16 protein-coding genes are annotated in these 17,696 nt (G+C 44.5%); 7 read left to right on the forward strand and 9 right to left on the reverse strand.

Annotated features, from left to right (window positions below):
• Positions 1-17 precede the first annotated feature (17 nt).
• Both hutH and hutI read right to left on the reverse strand, forming a co-directional pair.
• Complete coding sequence (gene hutH, locus F551_RS0110090) at positions 18-1,550, reverse strand: histidine ammonia-lyase (protein ID WP_018997387.1); 1,533 nt, start codon at positions 1,548-1,550, stop codon at positions 18-20.
• Complete coding sequence (gene hutI / locus F551_RS0110095) at positions 1,547-2,761, reverse strand: imidazolonepropionase (protein ID WP_018997388.1); 1,215 nt, start codon at positions 2,759-2,761, stop codon at positions 1,547-1,549. The genes hutH and hutI overlap by 4 nt, the downstream gene beginning before the upstream one ends.
• A gap of 91 nt (positions 2,762-2,852) precedes the next feature.
• Here hutI and F551_RS0110100 point away from each other — a divergent pair, with 91 nt between their 5' ends.
• The 6 genes from F551_RS0110100 (at position 2,853) to F551_RS0110125 (ending at position 9,912) form a co-directional block, all read left to right on the forward strand.
• Positions 2,853-3,545 (forward strand): UTRA domain-containing protein, encoded by a 693-nt coding sequence (locus F551_RS0110100; protein WP_018997389.1) that lies wholly within the window; start codon positions 2,853-2,855, stop codon positions 3,543-3,545.
• A gap of 12 nt (positions 3,546-3,557) precedes the next feature.
• On the forward strand, positions 3,558-4,484 hold the full coding sequence (hutG, locus tag F551_RS0110105; protein WP_018997390.1) for a formimidoylglutamase: 927 nt from the start codon (positions 3,558-3,560) through the stop codon (positions 4,482-4,484).
• Between the two features lie 124 nt (positions 4,485-4,608).
• On the forward strand, positions 4,609-5,421 hold the full coding sequence (locus F551_RS0110110) for an enoyl-ACP reductase FabI (protein ID WP_018997391.1): 813 nt from the start codon (positions 4,609-4,611) through the stop codon (positions 5,419-5,421).
• 5 nt (positions 5,422-5,426) lie between these two features.
• A complete protein-coding gene (gene bla, locus F551_RS0110115; RefSeq protein WP_033404888.1) occupies positions 5,427-6,233 on the forward strand; it encodes a subclass B1 metallo-beta-lactamase in 807 nt (268 codons plus the stop codon).
• 408 nt (positions 6,234-6,641) lie between these two features.
• Positions 6,642-9,011, forward strand: a complete 2,370-nt coding sequence (locus tag F551_RS0110120; RefSeq protein ID WP_018997393.1) for a TonB-dependent receptor — start codon at positions 6,642-6,644, stop codon at positions 9,009-9,011.
• A 229-nt stretch (positions 9,012-9,240) separates the two neighbouring features.
• On the forward strand, positions 9,241-9,912 hold the full coding sequence (locus tag F551_RS0110125) for a CatB-related O-acetyltransferase (protein WP_018997394.1): 672 nt from the start codon (positions 9,241-9,243) through the stop codon (positions 9,910-9,912).
• On the opposite strand, the gene udk is transcribed toward F551_RS0110125, so the two are convergent.
• From udk to F551_RS0110140, 3 genes are all read right to left on the reverse strand, one after another.
• Entirely contained in the window at positions 9,909-10,592 is a 684-nt protein-coding gene (gene udk / locus F551_RS0110130; protein ID WP_018997395.1) for a uridine kinase, read from the reverse strand. The genes F551_RS0110125 and udk overlap by 4 nt on opposite strands.
• A gap of 34 nt (positions 10,593-10,626) precedes the next feature.
• Positions 10,627-11,379: a class I SAM-dependent methyltransferase gene (locus F551_RS0110135; RefSeq protein WP_018997396.1), complete on the reverse strand. Its 753-nt coding sequence runs from the start codon at positions 11,377-11,379 to the stop codon at positions 10,627-10,629.
• 89 nt (positions 11,380-11,468) lie between these two features.
• Positions 11,469-11,798, reverse strand: a complete 330-nt coding sequence (locus F551_RS0110140; protein WP_018997397.1) for an ArsR/SmtB family transcription factor — start codon at positions 11,796-11,798, stop codon at positions 11,469-11,471.
• 74 nt (positions 11,799-11,872) lie between these two features.
• Between F551_RS0110140 and F551_RS0110145 the strand changes: the two genes are divergently transcribed.
• Entirely contained in the window at positions 11,873-12,352 is a 480-nt protein-coding gene (locus F551_RS0110145) for a DUF6428 family protein (RefSeq protein ID WP_018997398.1), read from the forward strand.
• A 554-nt stretch (positions 12,353-12,906) separates the two neighbouring features.
• Here F551_RS0110145 and F551_RS0110150 read toward each other — a convergent pair.
• From F551_RS0110150 to truB, 4 genes are all read right to left on the reverse strand, one after another.
• The gene (locus tag F551_RS0110150) at positions 12,907-13,983 is read right to left on the reverse strand and encodes a DUF5677 domain-containing protein (RefSeq protein WP_018997399.1); all 1,077 of its coding nucleotides are present in this window, start codon (positions 13,981-13,983) and stop codon (positions 12,907-12,909) included.
• Between the two features lie 100 nt (positions 13,984-14,083).
• Positions 14,084-16,207 carry a polyribonucleotide nucleotidyltransferase gene (gene pnp, locus F551_RS0110155; protein WP_018997400.1) on the reverse strand — a complete coding sequence of 708 codons (2,124 nt, stop codon included), beginning with the start codon at positions 16,205-16,207 and terminating at the stop codon, positions 14,084-14,086.
• Between the two features lie 66 nt (positions 16,208-16,273).
• Positions 16,274-16,543 carry a 30S ribosomal protein S15 gene (gene rpsO / locus F551_RS0110160; protein WP_018997401.1) on the reverse strand — a complete coding sequence of 90 codons (270 nt, stop codon included), beginning with the start codon at positions 16,541-16,543 and terminating at the stop codon, positions 16,274-16,276.
• Positions 16,544-16,557: 14 nt separating this feature from the next.
• Positions 16,558-17,511, reverse strand: coding sequence for a tRNA pseudouridine(55) synthase TruB (truB, locus tag F551_RS0110165; RefSeq protein WP_018997402.1), 954 nt, complete (start codon positions 17,509-17,511; stop codon positions 16,558-16,560).
• Positions 17,512-17,696: the final 185 nt, after the last annotated feature.

Consider the following 17,696-nt stretch of genomic DNA (forward strand, 5'->3'; position numbering starts at 1 on the left):
TCCCTACGGACTTGTATTTATAGCTTGATCGAAGCGACATCGGCTTCAAATTCATTGAGTTGGTTTTGAGTGTGGATTAGATCGCTGAGCGTCTCGATATCATTGCTGACAATGCGATCTTCAATAAAAGGCGGGCAAACATTGCGAACTTGAGAAATTATGCCTTGAAGCAATGTGCTAGTTTTTAAAGGTGCTCTTAGTTCAATGCCTTGCACGCCTGCCATAGCTTCAACAGCCAAAATACCGGCTAGATTAGTATTCATTTCCAATAATCGACGCGCTGCATGGCAACCCATGGAGACATGGTCTTCCTGATTGGCAGATGTGGGCGTTGAATCAATTGAGCGCGGATTAGCTAGAGACTTATTCTCGCTCATCAATGCTGCTGACGTGACTTCAGCAATCATCAGACCGGATTTTAAGCCCGGATTAGGTGCAAGAAATGCGGGTAGACCAAAACTTAGGGCAGGGTCCACGAGCAGTGCGACACGTCTTTGGGCAATACAACCAATTTCGGAGACTGCCATAGCGATTAAATCCGCAACTAGGGCAACGGGTTCGGCGTGAAAATTTCCGCCAGAGACAATGTCACCATTGGATAAGACAAGTGGATTATCGGTTGCAGCATTGGCTTCAATTTCAAGAGTTCGTCCTGCATGGCGCAATTGGTCCATGCAAGCGCCAATGACTTGAGGTGCACACCTTAAACAATAAGGGTCTTGTACGCGCTCATCTTCATCGCGGTGGCTTTCGCGAATCTCTGATGATGACAGCAAAGAACGAAGTCTATCAGCACTTTCAATTTGACCTTGGTGGCCTCGTAGAGTGTGGATTTCTTCACGGAATGGCGCGCTTGATCCCATTGCTGCTTCAATAGACAATGCAGTTGTGGTTAGAGAAGTTGTGGCCAGTCGCCATGCATCAAATAATCCGGCGAGTGCCAGAGCAGTGGATGCTTGGGTTCCATTGAGTAGCGCCAAACCTTCTTTTGCAGACAACTCAATTGGCTCTAATTCTGCCAATTTAAGCGCTCTTATCGCCGGCATTTTCTCACCCTGATAAAAAGCTTCACCTTCGCCGATCAGGGTCGCAGTCATATGTGCAAGTGGAGCTAAATCTCCAGAAGCTCCAACTGATCCTTTTTCAGGAATAATAGGAATGACATCTGCTTTTATCAGGTTTTGAAGACCTTCAATCACAATCGGTCGAACACCAGATGCGCCGCGTCCAAGAGAGAGACATTTAAGCGCGATAATAAGGCGCACGATTTCTTTCTGCAAAGCAGGGCCAAAACCAGCACTGTGAGACAATACGAGATTGCGTTGTAGTGTGGCTAAGTCGCTGTCATCAATACGAACTGAAGCTAGCTTACCAAACCCAGTATTTACGCCGTAAATAGCTTGGTCACCCGCTATTTGCTGAGTCAAAATATCAGCTGAAATTTGAACAGCTTCATATGCACTGGAATCCAACGAGAAATCATCATCACTTCGATAGATTTGCTCGAGCGTCTTAAGAGATGTTGTTCCCGGCGTTAGAATAGTCGTCATGAAAAATCCGAAGGTGAAATTGTTTTATAGAGAGGGGAGCTGCCGATCCAATAAGATAGCTCAGCAGGGTGTGAGACATTCCATACGGCCAGATTTGTAGGCATATCTGTTGCGACCTTTCCAAATGCGCCCTGAATGCCTAGAGCCTTAGCTGCATTTCGTGTGGTGCCTGCCAAGGCCTCTTCGGGCGTAAGGTCAAAAAAGGTGCACGCCATATTCATGGCAGTTAGGAGGGATGTAAGAGGGGAGCTGCCAGGGTTGCAATCTGTCGCCACAGCCATATCCACATTGTGTTTACGTAGAGCAGAAATTGGCGGACGCTTTGTTTCTTTCAGGGTGTAAAATGCACCTGGTAACAGCACAGCAACCGTCTCATTCTTTGCAAAGTTGGGCACGTCTTCATCTTGCAGATATTCGAGGTGATCGGCAGAAAGTCCATTATACTCTCCGACAAGAAGAGCACCTTTTAGATCGGATAATTGTTCAGCATGTAACTTAACGGGTAGGCCAAGCGATTTTGCTTCATCAAATATTCGTTTCATTTGAACGGGTGTAAAACCAATGGTTTCGCAAAACCCATCTACCGCATCAATAAGGCCTTTGGTGTGTGCTTGCTTAAGACCCTCAATGACAACTTCGTCTATATAGGCGTCGGTTTTTCTTTTATATTCTGGAGGAACAGCATGAGCAGCTAGCCATGTTTTCTTGACCAAAATATCGCGCTGTTTTTCTATCTCCGCGGCTACTTCCAGCATGCGGATCTCATCTGCTATGGATAGGCCATATCCAGATTTGATTTCAATTGCCCTAACTCCCTCAGCCATAAGCGCATCTACGCGGAGTAGAGCGTTTTGAAGAAGTGTTTCAAAGCTGGCTTGGCGGGTTTGGGTAACTGTTGAAAGAATGCCTCCGCCTTGACGCGCTATTTCCTCATAGCATGCACCTTGAAGGCGCAATTCAAATTCTTTTGCGCGGTTTCCTCCAAATATTATGTGTGTGTGGCAATCAATCAAAGATGGAGTGACGAGACGGTCTTCAAGTGAAATTGAATCAATAGACCTGTATTCATCAGGGCACTTAGATGCTGCACCAACCCACAATATAATACCTTTAGAAACAACAAGTTTGGCATTTTCGATCAAGCCATAGGGTGTTGTGTCCTTCACCATTGTGGCGACGTTACAATTTTCAAAAACAGTGATTTTGTTCATTTTGAATCTACAAATGCAATGGATAAAAGCTTGCCAAAAACAGTTATAATATTATTATGTATGCACATAATAATGAAGTTGAGCAAGTCCTATGAACGCAATCTCTCATAAGATAATTCGAGAAACACTGCTTGAACGTATTCAATCGGGAGAATGGGAATTAGGGGAATTAATCCCGAATGAGGAAGAATTAGCTGAAGAATTTGGATGTGCTCGAACGACTGTAAACCGGGCGTTAAGGGCACTGGCTGAAGAAGGCATTGTTATTCGCAAACGCAAGGGAGGAACGCGTGTTTGTGAGTTACCAAAACGGGAAGCAAAATTCGAGATTCCTATCGTCCGGCAACAAGTGGAAGCTACAGGTGCTGTTTATCGGCATAAGATTGTATGTCGGGAATCTAAAAAGCCACCAATTTCTGTGAGTACACGGCTTCATTTGGGCGCTGATGAGAAAGCGCTGTATTTGGAAGCGCTTCATTTGGCAGATGAGCGACCATTTGCATTTGAGATGCGTTGGGTAAATCCAGCAGCTGTACCTCATATTGAAGAAGAGAAATTTGATACAATCAGCGTGAACGAGTGGCTGATTAAATCTGTTCCATTTTCTTCGGGTGATGTCTCGTTTTCTGCTGTGAATGCTGATTGCGATATTGCTGATGCCCTAGATGTTACTGAGGGCAGTGCATTATTCCTGGTTGACCGTACAACTTGGTATGATCAATCATTTATAACAACTCTGAAACTTTATTATAATCAAGGATTTAAGTTTTATTCAAAGCTTTAGTTAGGAGCTTTTATGCCTGTTTTTCATAAGTCTGCTCAGCGTTTAATGTGTCGTGCGGATCCTGAAGATGGAGAAAATGCAAAACGGGTCGCGCATTTTCAAAGTGAATCGGGACCAAATGCAATAATTGGATTTGCATGCGAAGCAGGGGTCTTGCGTAATAAAGGGCGAGGTGGAGCAAAAGAAGCTCCGACGACAATTCGTCAATCATTTGCTGGATTGGCTGCACCAACGGACTTCAAACCCTTTGTAGATTTGGGCGATGTAGTTGTGGATGGTGATGATCTTGAGCAGGGGCAAGATGAGCTGGGGAAACGAATTGGCGAGGCCTTGGCAATCCACTCTAAACTAATTGTGTTTGGTGGAGGTCACGAAACCGCTTTTGCCAGCTATTTGGGATTGAGATCGGCTTATCCAGATAAGCGCATCGGCATTATCAATTTGGATGCGCACTTGGATTTACGTAATATTGGCGAGGCGGGACCTTCTTCGGGCACGCCTTTCAATCAGATTAAACAGCTTGAAAAAGATCAGTTTGATTATCTTTGCATCGGTGTTGCGCAGGAAGCCAATACGGAAGCGCTATTTATGCGCGCTCGGAAATGGGGTGTAAAACTCGTGTCAGATAAAGCATTGGTTTCTGATCTGATATCCGCAGACGTAGAAATTGAAGAAATCACAAAGCGCTGCGATCTTATTTATCTAACGATTGATATTGATGTATTGCCTCACTACCAGGCTCCCGGCGTGAGTGCGCCTGCTGCTCGAGGTGTCAGTCTTTCGGTGATTGAGTACATAATAGATAAAATCAAAACATCATGTGCAGTATACAATTGCGTGATGCCGCTTGCAGATTTGGTAGAAGTGTCTCCCAAACATGACAAAGACAATATGACCTCAAAAACCGCTGCGATATTAGCATGTTCCTTGTTGAGATAGAGCTCTATCTCTAAATGGAAAACGAGATATAGAATGCTACATTCCGCAGGATATGGTTGACGTATTGTAACGAATTATTACTAAGGTAAACAACTTACATTTTTCTTGTATGGAGATCCCCAATATGGCGGACTGGAACTTTCCCAAAGGCGAGCTAATGGCAGGCAAGAAAGGCCTAGTCATGGGTGTTGCAAACCAGAACTCTATTGCTTGGGGTATTGCCCAGCAATTGGCAGCTCAAGGCGCTGAAATGGCTTTCACATATCAAGGTGAAGCGCTTGAACGCCGCGTGCGTCCGCTTATCGAGTCTATCGGAATGGATACAATGATATCCGCTGATGTGACGAATGATGATGAGATGGATGCAGCTTTTGCTACCCTCAAAGATAAATATGGTAAGCTGGACTTCGTTGTTCACGCCATTGCTTTTGCGGGAAAAGATGAACTCAAAGGTTCGATGGTTCACAACACGACTCGTGAGGGTTTTGCGCGTGCCATGGATATCTCTGTCTTCTCATTCATTGATGTATGTCGCCGTGCGTCAGACATGATGGAAGAGGGTGGGTCTATTGTGAACCTAACTTATCTTGGTTCTGAACGTGTTATTCCTTCTTATAATGTCATGGGTGTTGCTAAGGCTGGACTTGAAGCAGCGACACGTTACGCAGCCCGTGATTTGGGTAAGCAGGGTGTGCGTGTGAATGCTATTTCAGCTGGCCCAATGCGCACATTGGCGTTGATGGGCATTAAAGGATCAAAAGGGTTGATGTCAGCTGGTAAAGAAATGTCTTTGCTTGGTGAAGACACTAAAATGGAAGGTGTGGCAGGTTCAGCGCTTTATCTTCTTTCTCCGATTGGTCAGTCTATTACGGGAGAAGTGTTGCACGTTGATGCTGGTTTCCATGTTGTAGGTGTTCCTGAGCCATCTGAAGGTTAATAACAATGCAAATTACCTCGATCGGAATATTGATTATATTTACATCGATGTTCCTTTCGGGGTGCGCGCATCAAAAAGTCTCTACAACGCAGAACAAAAGTGATGCAGAAGTAAAAGAACCTCGTAAAACATCCCCAGATTTAAAACCCGTTGAAATCAAAGAGCTAGGAGACGGTGTATGGATTCACACATCCTATAAGATTGTGATGCCATGGGGAAATGTTCTTACAAATGGCCTTATCATTGAGCGAGGAAACCACACTGTATTGATTGATACGGCGTGGAATGATGAACAAACAGCCGAGATATTAGATTGGGCCGAAATTACTCTTAAGAAACCTGTTCAAGCGTCCATCCATACTCATGCTCACAGTGATAAAATGGGTGGAATGAAAGCACTGCATTCTAGAGGCGTTGTAACTTATGCCTCAAAGCTCACGAATAAATTGGCGTTAGAGCGCGGCTTGGATCAAGCTCAGAGCCAGTTGGACTTGTCTGAAATTGGTGATCAAATTGAATGGAATGGGCTCAGTGTATTGTATCCGGGGGGAGGTCATTCAGAGGACAATATTGTCGTAAATGATTTTACCACCAGAATACTATTTGGTGGTTGCATGATCCGACCGGGCATGACCAAGTCGCTCGGAAATACTGGTGATGCCAATTTGAAGTATTGGTCCAAAGCAGTAGAGAACGCTGCAAATGCATTTCCCAACAGTAATATTGTTGTACCAAGCCATGGAAAACCGGCAGGTAGAGAAATACTCAAAAACACAGCGACGATAGCGCGCCCGCAGTTTAAAGCAGAATAGTATCGGCTTTGGTTGCATTGCTGAGCTGTGTGAATTTTTGTTTGAAGGGATATGCTGTACTATTTGATAGCCACTGTTCCCTAAATACAACAATTTTAGTGTGTTTATCGCATTAAATTGATCCAACTGCCTCTACGTAAAGTTATCGCTTTGAATGATATTTATCAAAAAGCATGGCGATTTACCAAAAAAACGGGATAATTTTCCAAAATTCAATTTATTTGCGGTGAATTTATTACATTTTCCTGTTTGGCGCATGTATTAAAGCCGAATTGGCTTGATCTTTTTCCAATTTGAAAGAATAATAATTACTCTAATTCGCTTGTTTGAGGGTGTTTTGTGCTCTTAACTGGCGGATATGAAGCAATATAATAACGCAAAAATGCGGCTTTAGGGGAATGAAACGTCATGAAACTTAGAAATCTTAAACTTATGAGCTCAGCGCTGGTTCTTGGGGGGCTTTTAACACCTCAAGCATCCGCGCAGGAGGAGGGGGAAAGCCCTAAAGTTGAGGACACAATTATCGTTACTGCGACTAAGCGTGCTTCAACTATTCAGGAAGTTCCGTTTTCGATCAATGCTCAAACAGCAGATGACATCGAAAAGAGTGGTGCGAACAATCTGGAAGATGTTGCGCGCAGTGTTGCAGGTCTCAGCATTCAGAATTTGGGGCCGGGTCAAAGCCAGGTAGCAATTCGCGGTGTCTCAGCGGGTCAGATCGTACGTGACCAACCTGGTGTAAAAGAACAAGTTGGTGTGTATCTAGATGAATCTGTCATCTCACTTTCTTTGTTCACACCTGATTTGGACCTGTTTGACCTTAATCGTGTTGAAACTCTTCGTGGTCCTCAAGGAACTCTCTTCGGATCTGGTTCTATGGGAGGTACAATACGTTACATTACCGAACAACCATCTTTGGATGGGTTTGAAGGTAAAGTTGAGGCCAATGCCCACACTGTCAAAGATGGGAATCAAGGTGGTCACCTTAAAGGTGCTGTTAATATCCCAATGGGAGATACGGCTGCACTTAGAGCTGTGGCTTATACAACTCAATATGCTGGGTACATTGATGCATTGGGGCCAAATGGAAGCAGAGATGAAGATGTAAACACTGGGACTCGTACTGGTGGACGTTTGGCAATGTTGTTCGAACCCACTGAAAATATCTCAATTACTCCTCGTGTGATCTATCAGGAAATTCAAGCAGACGGATTCAATCGTGAAGAAGCTTTCAATTGGCTGACAGCTGGAGCACAACTTGGTCCGAGAGAGCAATTTTTGCTCGGCGATGAAGAATTTAAAGATGAAACTTTGTTGGCAGACTTAACTGCGACAATTGACTTTGGTCCAGTAGAGCTAACTTCTGTAACGAGTTTTGCAGATCGTTCAATTTTGGTGAGTCGTGATGCAAGCGCTTTAACTCACAGTGTGTCTGCTGACTTAGGCTACGACGCCGGAATTTATTCTACGCCATCAAACCTGCGAGATTCCACAGCCTATGAATCTTGGACGCAAGAACTCCGTTTGTCATCAAACAGCGAGGGGCCATTCCATTGGTTAGGTGGATTATTCTATTCTACAAATGATCGTTCTTATAAGCAGCGCCTACCAACGCCGGGCTATGATGTAGCCACTGATGCGGCTTTGGGTGCAGGAACATCTGCGGCTGTAGCGAATGGATTTGGTGTAGATTCTCCATTTAACTCGGACCTTGATTACACGCTTGATCAATGGGCAGTATTTGGAGAGGTGAATTGGGACATTACAGACCGTCTAACAGCGACTGTTGGTGGGCGGTACTATGACTTTGAAGAAGACCGTACAATTTCTTCGGGTGGCCTGTTTGCGAATGGTGATTCTGGCGTTGTAGATACAACATCATCAAGTGGATTTACGCCACGCTTCTTGGTTTCATACGAGCTGAATGATGTAGTGACGCTGAACGCGCAAGCCGCTCAAGGTTTCAGATTGGGTGGTGTAAACGATCCACTCAACGCAACTTTGTGTAACGCCGCTGATGAAGCTATTTTTGGTGGTTTCCAAGCATATGATGATGAAACAATGTGGAACTATGAGGCTGGTCTGAAAGCCAAACAAGGTAGCTTCACATTTAGCGGTGCGGTTTTCCGTAGTGAAATTAAAGACCTCCAAGTAACGCTGGATGCTGGTTCATGTTCATCACGTGTTGTTTTCAACGTCCCTGAGGCTCACACTCAAGGTATCGAAGCTGAAATGGGATATAGTCCTTTTGATGGCTTTGACATGAACATTGCGCTGAGCTTACTTGAGAGTGAATTTGACAGCACAGTTGTAGACGGAACTGGTTCTATTCTTGCGGGTATTGAAGAAGGTAACCGCTTGCCATCAGTACCTGAGTATCAGCTATCTGTGTCTGGTTCGTATTATTGGGATGCCGGAATTGCAGGAGCGTCAGCTTTTGTAGCTGGTTCATTGCAATTGATCGGTGACCGTTTCACTCAACCAAGTGACCAGATTGCTGGACAAGGACTTCCAACAGCAACTGGTCTTGTAAATGGTACTTTTGATGGAACTGAAAACCCAAGCACTTTGGTCGACCTAGACTTGGATTCCTACCAAACATTGAACCTGAGCACAGGTTTGGAATTTGAAACTTGGGATCTAATTCTATACGTCAACAATGCGACTGATGAGGACGCAGATCTATCATTCGACAGAGAACGTGGTGGTCGTGCTCGTCTTGGGTTCCGTACAAACAACCCAAGAACAGTTGGTGTAACAGTTCGTAAGAGCTTCTAAATTTAGACTGCTGAATTAGAAATAGAAAAGCTCTCGCAAGAAACTGTGAGAGCTTTTTTGTGTTTTGAAATCTTGAAATCAGTTTGACACAACGAAGTCGAAGACCTATTTTAAGGCTACAGATCAAGGAGGGCTCTGACAGTGAACAGCTAAGACAAATTGTCTTTTTCATTTTTTGTTTCTTCGCAACAGGCGAAGTGTGTTCACAATTCTAATTCAGAGTCTGATTATGCATAACCTTGATATTACCAAGAAAAAATTTGGTCCAGATCCGCTTAACCCAAACCCACTTTTGGACACAGCGTTCCTTAAAGCAGTCGTCACATCACCCAATATTGAAGTGGGTAATTTCAGCTATTACAATGATCCCAAAGGGCCTGAGAAATTCCAAGATCATTGTGTGAAATACCATTTTGATTTCATTGGAGATAAACTCAAAATTGGAAAATTCTGTGCATTTGCAACTGACATTCAATTTATCATGAATGGTGCAAATCATGCGATGACAGGGTTTTCGACTTTTCCATTCAACGTGTTTGCTGAAGGGTGGAAGGGCGGATTTGACCCTTCAACGATCACAGCCGGGTATCGCGGTGATACTGTCGTTGGAAACGATGTGTGGATTGGCCGCGAAGCGTTGATAATGCCTGGTGTAACTATCGGGGATGGCTCAATTATTGGCACGCGCGCAGTCGTTGCTAAAGATGTTCCGCCTTATAGCATCGTTGTCGGCAACCCAGGGAAAATCGTCCGCAAACGATTTGATGATACCACAATAGATGCGTTGTTGGATATCGCATGGTGGGATTGGCCAGTGGATCACCTTACGAAGGCGCTCAATGCCATTCGTGGCAACGACATTGAGGTGCTCAAGTCTATGAAGCCAAATATAGAAACTTAGATTAGGTTCTCGTCTTTTAGAAAGCTCCACACGGGTGCTAAAAGGCGGGCTTGTGCTTTCGCATCAGGTTTACCGACCTTCGCTGCTGTGGGGCCTTCATCTTCAATGATGAGGTCACACAGATATTTGGCTGGCTCGGTAAACTGCGCGTGAGCAGGGCGAACAAAATTGAGATATTGTGCGATCACTCTATCCAGATCGCGGCCACGTTCGGAAACATCTCGCTTGATGCGCCGTGCCATGCGCAGGTCAGCAGGCGTATCGACATAAATTGTTAGATCAAAGAGATTGAAATACTTTCGGTGACTGAGTGTGTGTACACCTTCACACACAATAAAGGGGCGGGGGGACAGAATTTTTTCTTCACCATCCACACGGTCATGTTTGGAAAAATCATAAATAGGCTGCCCGATTGTTTCACCCTGTTTCAGGCTGACAATATGGCTTTCAAACATATCCATATTTTTGGAAGCGGGATCATCAAAATCAACGCGTTCCTCCATTTCCTGATTAGACCATAAAGGCGCATCAGGGTGTTGGTGTTCGCGCGGCTTGTAGTAATTATCCTCGCCCATGATGAGCACTTTATCGCCACCCAATTTATCAAGCAAAGCCTGAGCAAGCGTGGACTTACCAGAGCCCGAACCACCTGTAATCGCAATCATATATGGCTTTGTCATGAATGAACCTTCGCAGCAGAACTTTAAACTCGTTTTATTCTTTAGCGGCGATTGCGCCAAAAATCACTTCGCAAACATAAGATATTTCATTCTTTCTGCGCTCCAGAATCATGCGATCATCAAGCGTGTCTAGGTCTAAGGCATTTAATTTATCTTGGGAGGCAGCTCCACAAGCGATGATGCGATCTTGAATAGCTTTTAAAATCATTCCAAGTGGTACAATTTGATGTGGCGTCTGCAAACAAGATTGTGCTTGAATAAATCGTTCGCCGGCACCTGCTTTTGTGAGAATGGAGTCAAGTTTTAATCCAATTTCTATATCAGCGTTCTCCGACAATAGAGTCTTGCGTAAGATTTGCAGAACTTCTTCATTTAGGGGTATTGAACCAGATTTGTGAACTTGGCCAAGATTGTGTTCCTGTAAAATCAGTTGGCCTTTGGGACGAAGGGCAGACAGCATTTTTTCTACCGCGCTCACTGCATCTGGAAGATACATCAAAACACGACGACAGGTTACTACATCAAATTCTTCTTTATAGGCCAAGTCATATATGTCTTGGCGTAGAAAGGTTACATTTTTCAATCCGTCTTGCGCAGCTTTTTCGCGTGCCATCTCCAGAAATTTTTCATTGCGATCAATTCCCACAACGTGGCCATCGGGTCCAATGAGTTTGGCAATATCCAATGTGAGATTGCCAATTGCACACCCAATATCGAGAATATGTTGTCCTTTCTGCAAAGAAGCATCATTCATGAGTGATTCAGTGAAAGTTTTTTTTCTTATCATATCGCCCTCTGCATTAATGTTATGTTATAACAATAACGCTGAGTGAGCTTTGTCAAGAAACAGATTAAGCTACGCAATCGAAAAGCTAACTAGCAACAATTTTTGCTTTGGATACAGCAGTTTCTAACAACTTCATTATCTGCGCAACAATCGACCAATAGATAATTGAGGAGAGCGCCGAGAGATTGGAAATTCACAGTGTAATTGATTTTACGATGCTCACGAGAGGATGAGATAAATCCCACGTCTTCCAGAGCAGACAGATGAAAGGAGACCTTCGAGGGGGTCGCTTCCACATGCTCTGCAAGTTCACCTGCTGACATTGCATTGGGTGCAGCTTTCACCAAGCGTTTTAGTATTTTTAGGCGCGTTTCATTTGCGATTGCAGATAGCGCGTTTAGAGCAAGATCATCATTCATGTTTCAACAATACTTGAAATGAGAGTGTTTGTGAATTATATCATTTCAAGTAAAATTGAAATGAGGATTATCAAATGACACTTAAGAAACTAAAAGATGAATTGTCCAGCTTACCACCTGAATCACCTGTTATCTTTTACACTGATACCGATAAAATTGACGGCAACTATCACGTGACTGAGTTAAAATTGGCGCGTATCGATAGCATAGATTGCGTTGGACGCCGATCTGATCGCGAAGAAGCTTTTCTTCAGCTTTTGGATGGTCATGGGGGAGATTACATGACCAACGCAAAGTTTTCCGGTATTTTAGAACAGAGCATAAATTCCGTTAAACGGCTGGGCGATGCGCCTGTTTTCGCTGAGTTTGGAGCAAAAAATAGCATTCTCAGTATTTATCATATAGCCGAACCTGAATTGCAGAATGATCAAATCCTTATTCATCTTGTCTCGACGCGTTCCAAGTGTCGCCCTCTTGAGGATGCGATCTGCCAGAATTCAATTCCAAAGCCTGTTATCCGATTGGATGAGCCTTTCAAGAATAATTGCTGCTAACCTTTTGCAAACACCAAAACCTCCGCCACCGATTGCCGATGCGAGAGTATGCATAAATGGGCTGCAAGGCGTTGCCATTAACAGCGATAATGATAGCTGGATCGCTCCAGCAGTAGAAGTAGCTGCCTTTGGCAACGCCTCACCTGATATTTCGTCCGCAGTGAAGACCTGTCTTACAGAGGCTCCATGAACCTCAGCCAGGGAAGCGTACCTCCTCTGGTTCCCTTTCTGGTACAGCGCCCAAAAGCTCTTTCCGGTCTACCGAAGCTAAAGACCAGCGAGTCCCCTCAGGATATCAGTCTCCCCATCAGAAATGCCAAGTCGGTCGCGCAATTCCGCCCACACAATGCGATAAGAAGATGAGATCAGTATGGGGTGAGATGTCAGGGAGGGGGATTAGTATTGGGATTTCCATACCGAGAACCGTTTTCCCCAACTTGATCGGGGATCCAGCGCAAAGCTTCAGTGTAATGGACCCCAGTCTTGGCTGGAGAGGTGGAGGTAATGGTTTTGTAGCGGCGGGGAGTAGTTTGCATATACCTCCACTTATTTTATTATTTTTTTGCAGTTTCTTCTTCTGCTTTGATTGCGAGCGACGAAACTTTTCTAGCCATTGCCAATAAAGCATTTGAGAGTGCTACTGTATCTAGGTTTTTACGGATGAGTAGTAGCGTTGAGGTTAAACTAGCTAAATGCAGAGCAATCATTTGTAGAGGGTTTACAAATCCAGAATTACTAGGACCAACTAATAGTAATGGCTTTTCAGATTCCTCCAGCCCGAGTAATGAACGAAAGTCACGACTACCAGCATGAGTGTGTTGAGATGCCCATTTATAGCGAGGTCTCCAATGGTCAAGTCCTACATGCTCTTCTAAATCAAGAAAGTTAGCTTTCCATGTATTCGGTTTTTCCGTGAAAATAGGTGCTGCCCAACCGAAAGGATCTTTCATCTTGCTACCCAGTTCAGATATTACTTGCGTTTTTCTTTCTTCAATGTCTCGCATTTCTGAATCAGAAAATGATTGCAGATTGGCATCGTCTGCATATTTGTTTATTTGTGAAGCTGCTTTGAAAAGTGAAATATCCTGATGAACAAGGTAACGGTATGATATCTCATTGCTGCTTTGGGATAAAAGTATTGATACAACTAAAACCTCGTGCAGTGTTCGCCATCTTGTCATAGCACCGTCGGGAAAACCGCCTTTAAGAAGATGGATAGCTTCGGCGGCTACTAAGATTCCTCTGGCGTGCAATTGTACGAGGGCATCAAATATATAGTTATCTTTCGAATTTGTAGAATCTGAGAATTCGGTTGAAAAGTTGCCACCTATATCTCGTGTTGCATATAAGAGAATCTCAATTTGATCGAACGCAGGTTTCCATCGTTTCAAATTTCTTTTTTCAAATCCAGCAATTATTTTTCGCTCCCGCCGGAGCATTTTATAACAAGCTCTACTTTGTAGTTCTTCAATTAAAATACTTTGTGCTTCGTTTATGGTAGCATTCGTAGCATCTGATATTTGTTCTTCGTGTGTGTCTGCGCTTAATTCATTAGCTAGTTCTGCTTCAGAAATTACTTCTAGAAGTATGTCTTCAAGAATTTTGAACTGTGATTCTGAATTGTTTCTCATAACTTAATCGAACACAGGTTTAAGGGTATAAACAAGCGTTAAAAAACGGCCGCATCATTTCTGACACGGCCGTTCCTAAAATTCAAATCGTCAGAAGGGTTTAGTCTTCTTCTTTGACAATTTCTTTTCCTGTTTCTTGGTCGACCACTTTCATGGATAAGCGAACCTTACCACGGTCGTCAAAGCCAAGAAGTTTAACCCAAACTGTCTGACCTTCTTTAACAACATCAGAAGTTTGCTTCACGCGCTCCTCAGCAAGCTGAGAGATGTGAACCAAACCGTCTTTTGCGCCGAAGAAGTTTACGAAAGCACCAAAGTCCATGACTTTAACAACTTTACCTTCGTAGATTTCACCAACTTCAGGCTCAGCTGTTAGGCCGTGGATCCATTTGTAAGCTGCATCGATAGACTCTTTGTCTACAGCTGCAATCTTAACAGTACCATCGTCTTCAACTGACACTTTCGCGCCTGTTTCTTCAACGATCTGACGAATAACCTTACCACCAGTACCGATAACATCACGGATCTTGTCTGTCGGGATTTGCATTGTCACGATGCGTGGTGCGTTACCAGACACATCATCACGCGATCCATCAAGCGCTTTGTTCATTTCATCTAGGATGTGTGAACGTCCGCCTTTAGCCTGCTCAAGAGCAGTTTGCATGATCTCTTTTGTGATACCTGCGATCTTAATATCCATCTGTAGAGATGTAAGACCTTCAGTTGTACCAGCCACTTTGAAGTCCATGTCACCAAGGTGGTCTTCATCACCAAGGATATCAGAGAGAACAGCAACGCCGTCTTCATCCTTGATAAGACCCATAGCGATACCAGATACTGGACGTGTGATTGGCACACCAGCATCCATCATTGCCAATGAGCTACCACATACAGTCGCCATTGAAGATGAACCGTTTGATTCAGTGATCTCAGATACGAGACGAAGCGTGTAAGGGAAGTCTTCAGCTGTTGGAAGAACTGCCTTTAGTGCACGCCATGCAAGTTTACCGTGACCGATTTCACGGCGACCAGCACCACCCATACGGCCTACTTCACCTACAGAATAAGGAGGGAAGTTGTAGTGAAGCATGAAGTTTTGCTTTTGCGTGCCTTCTAGCCCGTCGATGAATTGCTCATCTTCACCAGTACCAAGTGTTGCCACACAGATTGCTTGTGTTTCACCACGTGTGAAAAGGGCAGAACCGTGTGTACGTGGAAGGATAGACACTTCACCAAGGATAGGGCGAACCTGATCCAAAGCACGCCCATCAATACGAACACCCGTTTTGATGATGTCGCCACGAACAACTTTAGCTTCAAGAGATTTGAAGATGCCCTTGAAGAATGCTTCTTTCCAGCCTTCTGGGTTTTCTTCTGATTCAACAAATTCAGCAGCTGCTTTGTCGCGTGCTGCGCCAATTGCATCATAACGCTCAGCTTTTTCTTTGATCTTGTATGCAGCAGCGATGTCTGCACCTACAAGAGCTTCAACTTTTGCAAGTTCAGCTGATTTGTCTTCAGGTTGGAAGTCCCAAGGCTCTTTAGCTGCGCGCTCAGCAAGATCTATAATGCCGTCGATAACAGTTTGGAAGCTCTCGTGACCGGCCATAACAGCGCCAAGCATAACTTCTTCTGAAAGCTCTTTAGCTTCTGATTCAACCATCATCACGGCATCTTGTGTACCAGCAACAACAAGGTCTAGTTCAGTGTCTGCCATTTGGTCGAGTGTTGGGTTGATGATGTATTCACCATCTTTATAGCCAACGCGTGCCGCACCAATTGGGCCCATGAATGGAACACCAGACATTGTAAGCGCTGCAGAAGCAGCAACCATTGCAACAACATCAGGATCGTTTTCCATGTCGTATGACAATACAGTCAGAACAACTTGAGTTTCGTTTTTGAAACCAGGTACGAAAAGAGGACGGATCGGACGGTCGATCAAACGTGATGTCAGCGTCTCTTTTTCAGTTGGGCGAGCTTCACGTTTGAAAAAGCCACCTGGAATACGTCCAGCGGCATAGTATTTTTCTTGGTAATTCACAGTCAGTGGAAAGAAATCCAGATCAGGATTAGCTTTCTTGGCAGCAACTACTGTTGCAAGTACTGACGTCTCACCATAAGTGGCAAGAACAGCACCATCGGCTTGGCGGGCAATACGACCTGTTTCCAGTGTCAGCGGGCGACCTGCCCAATCGATAGTAACTTTTTGAATGTCGAACATATATTTTTTTCTTTCCTACATACGAAAACCGCCGGTCCCGAGGACCGGCGGATGAACGGATAAGCCCTAGCGGCGAATACCCAATTCTTCAATGAGAACCTTGTAACGGTTCACGTCTTTAGACTTTACATAGTCTAGCAACTTACGACGCTGTGATACCATTTTTAGTAGACCGCGACGTGAGTGGTTGTCTTTTTTGTGAGTTTTGAAGTGCTCAGTCAAAGTCACGATGCGGTCTGTAAGGATCGCAACCTGTACTTCTGGTGAACCTGTGTCGCCTTCTTTAGTGGCGAATTTCTTGATTAGCTCAGCTTTACGCTCAACAGTAATCGACATCGGATACTCCATATTTAAAAGTTAAATACACGAACCGGTACAAACCGACCCGCACGAACCTCGCCAAGTGCCACAGCCTTTCCATCTTCTTTTGCTAAAGCGATCCGAGAAGCATCTTCCCCATTTACAATACGGGGGCGACGCTTTTCTTTGAACGCTTCAACCAAGTGAGGTAGAAGGACAATTTCGCGACCTTGTCTCAGTTTTGAAGCCTCGTCCTGATTAATGGCCAGCGCCGGGATGTCGTCCAGCGCGGTCTCAACCGGGACTAATTGAGCTTCAAGCTTGTCTCTATCGCCGATTTCTTCAAACTTTTCCAGTGTTATTGCTGATTCTTCGAAAAAACTTCCGACTCTTGTGCGTCGAAGGGCGGCACAATGGCCTTCTACCCCCAATTCGGCACAAATATCGCGTACAAGTGAGCGTATATAAAAGCCTTTTCCCGTTGTCACTGAGAAGACAGCGAGATCCGGTGAGGGACAATTTTCAAACTTAGCTTCATACAGATGAACTTTACGAGCTTTCAATTCGACTTCTTCCCCGTCGCGAGCAAGATCATAAGCTCGTTCACCATTCACTTTGATAGCTGAAAACTTAGGTGGAACTTGATCTATCTCACCATGGAATTTCTCTAATACTTGTTCAATTTGTTCGGGGGTAGGGCGAGCATCGGAAGTCGCGTAGACTTCGCCCTCCCGGTCTTGAGATGTGGTAGATTCCCCAAAACGTATGGTAAAACGATAGCTTTTTATGGCTTCCATCACATAGGGAACAGTCTTGGTGGCTTCACCAAAAGCAATAGGTAATATTCCTGTTGCCAAAGGGTCCAGGGTGCCACCATGGCCTGCTTTTTGAGCATTCAGCAACCAGCGGGTTTTTCCCACCGCTTGCGTAGATGTCAGTTCTTCAGGTTTGTCGAGAATAAGCCAGCCGTGAACTGGCAAACCTTTTTTGCGTTTGCGTCCCATGAAAATGGTCTCCAATGCCGTTCAGACGAATCGGACGTCTTGAAAGGGGGATGAATTGATTTGGTTGAAAGCGCTGACGAACAGCTTCAATAAATAAATGCAGAAGTTATTTGTTTGATTGCAGCGAAGCTAGAATATTTTGATCTATGGGTGCTGTCGCACAAGCCGTTAGTGTGGCCAATAGA

The sequence above is a fragment of the Hirschia maritima DSM 19733 genome (genome assembly GCF_000378345.1).
Taxonomy (GTDB): Bacteria; Pseudomonadota; Alphaproteobacteria; order Caulobacterales; family Hyphomonadaceae; genus Hirschia; species Hirschia maritima.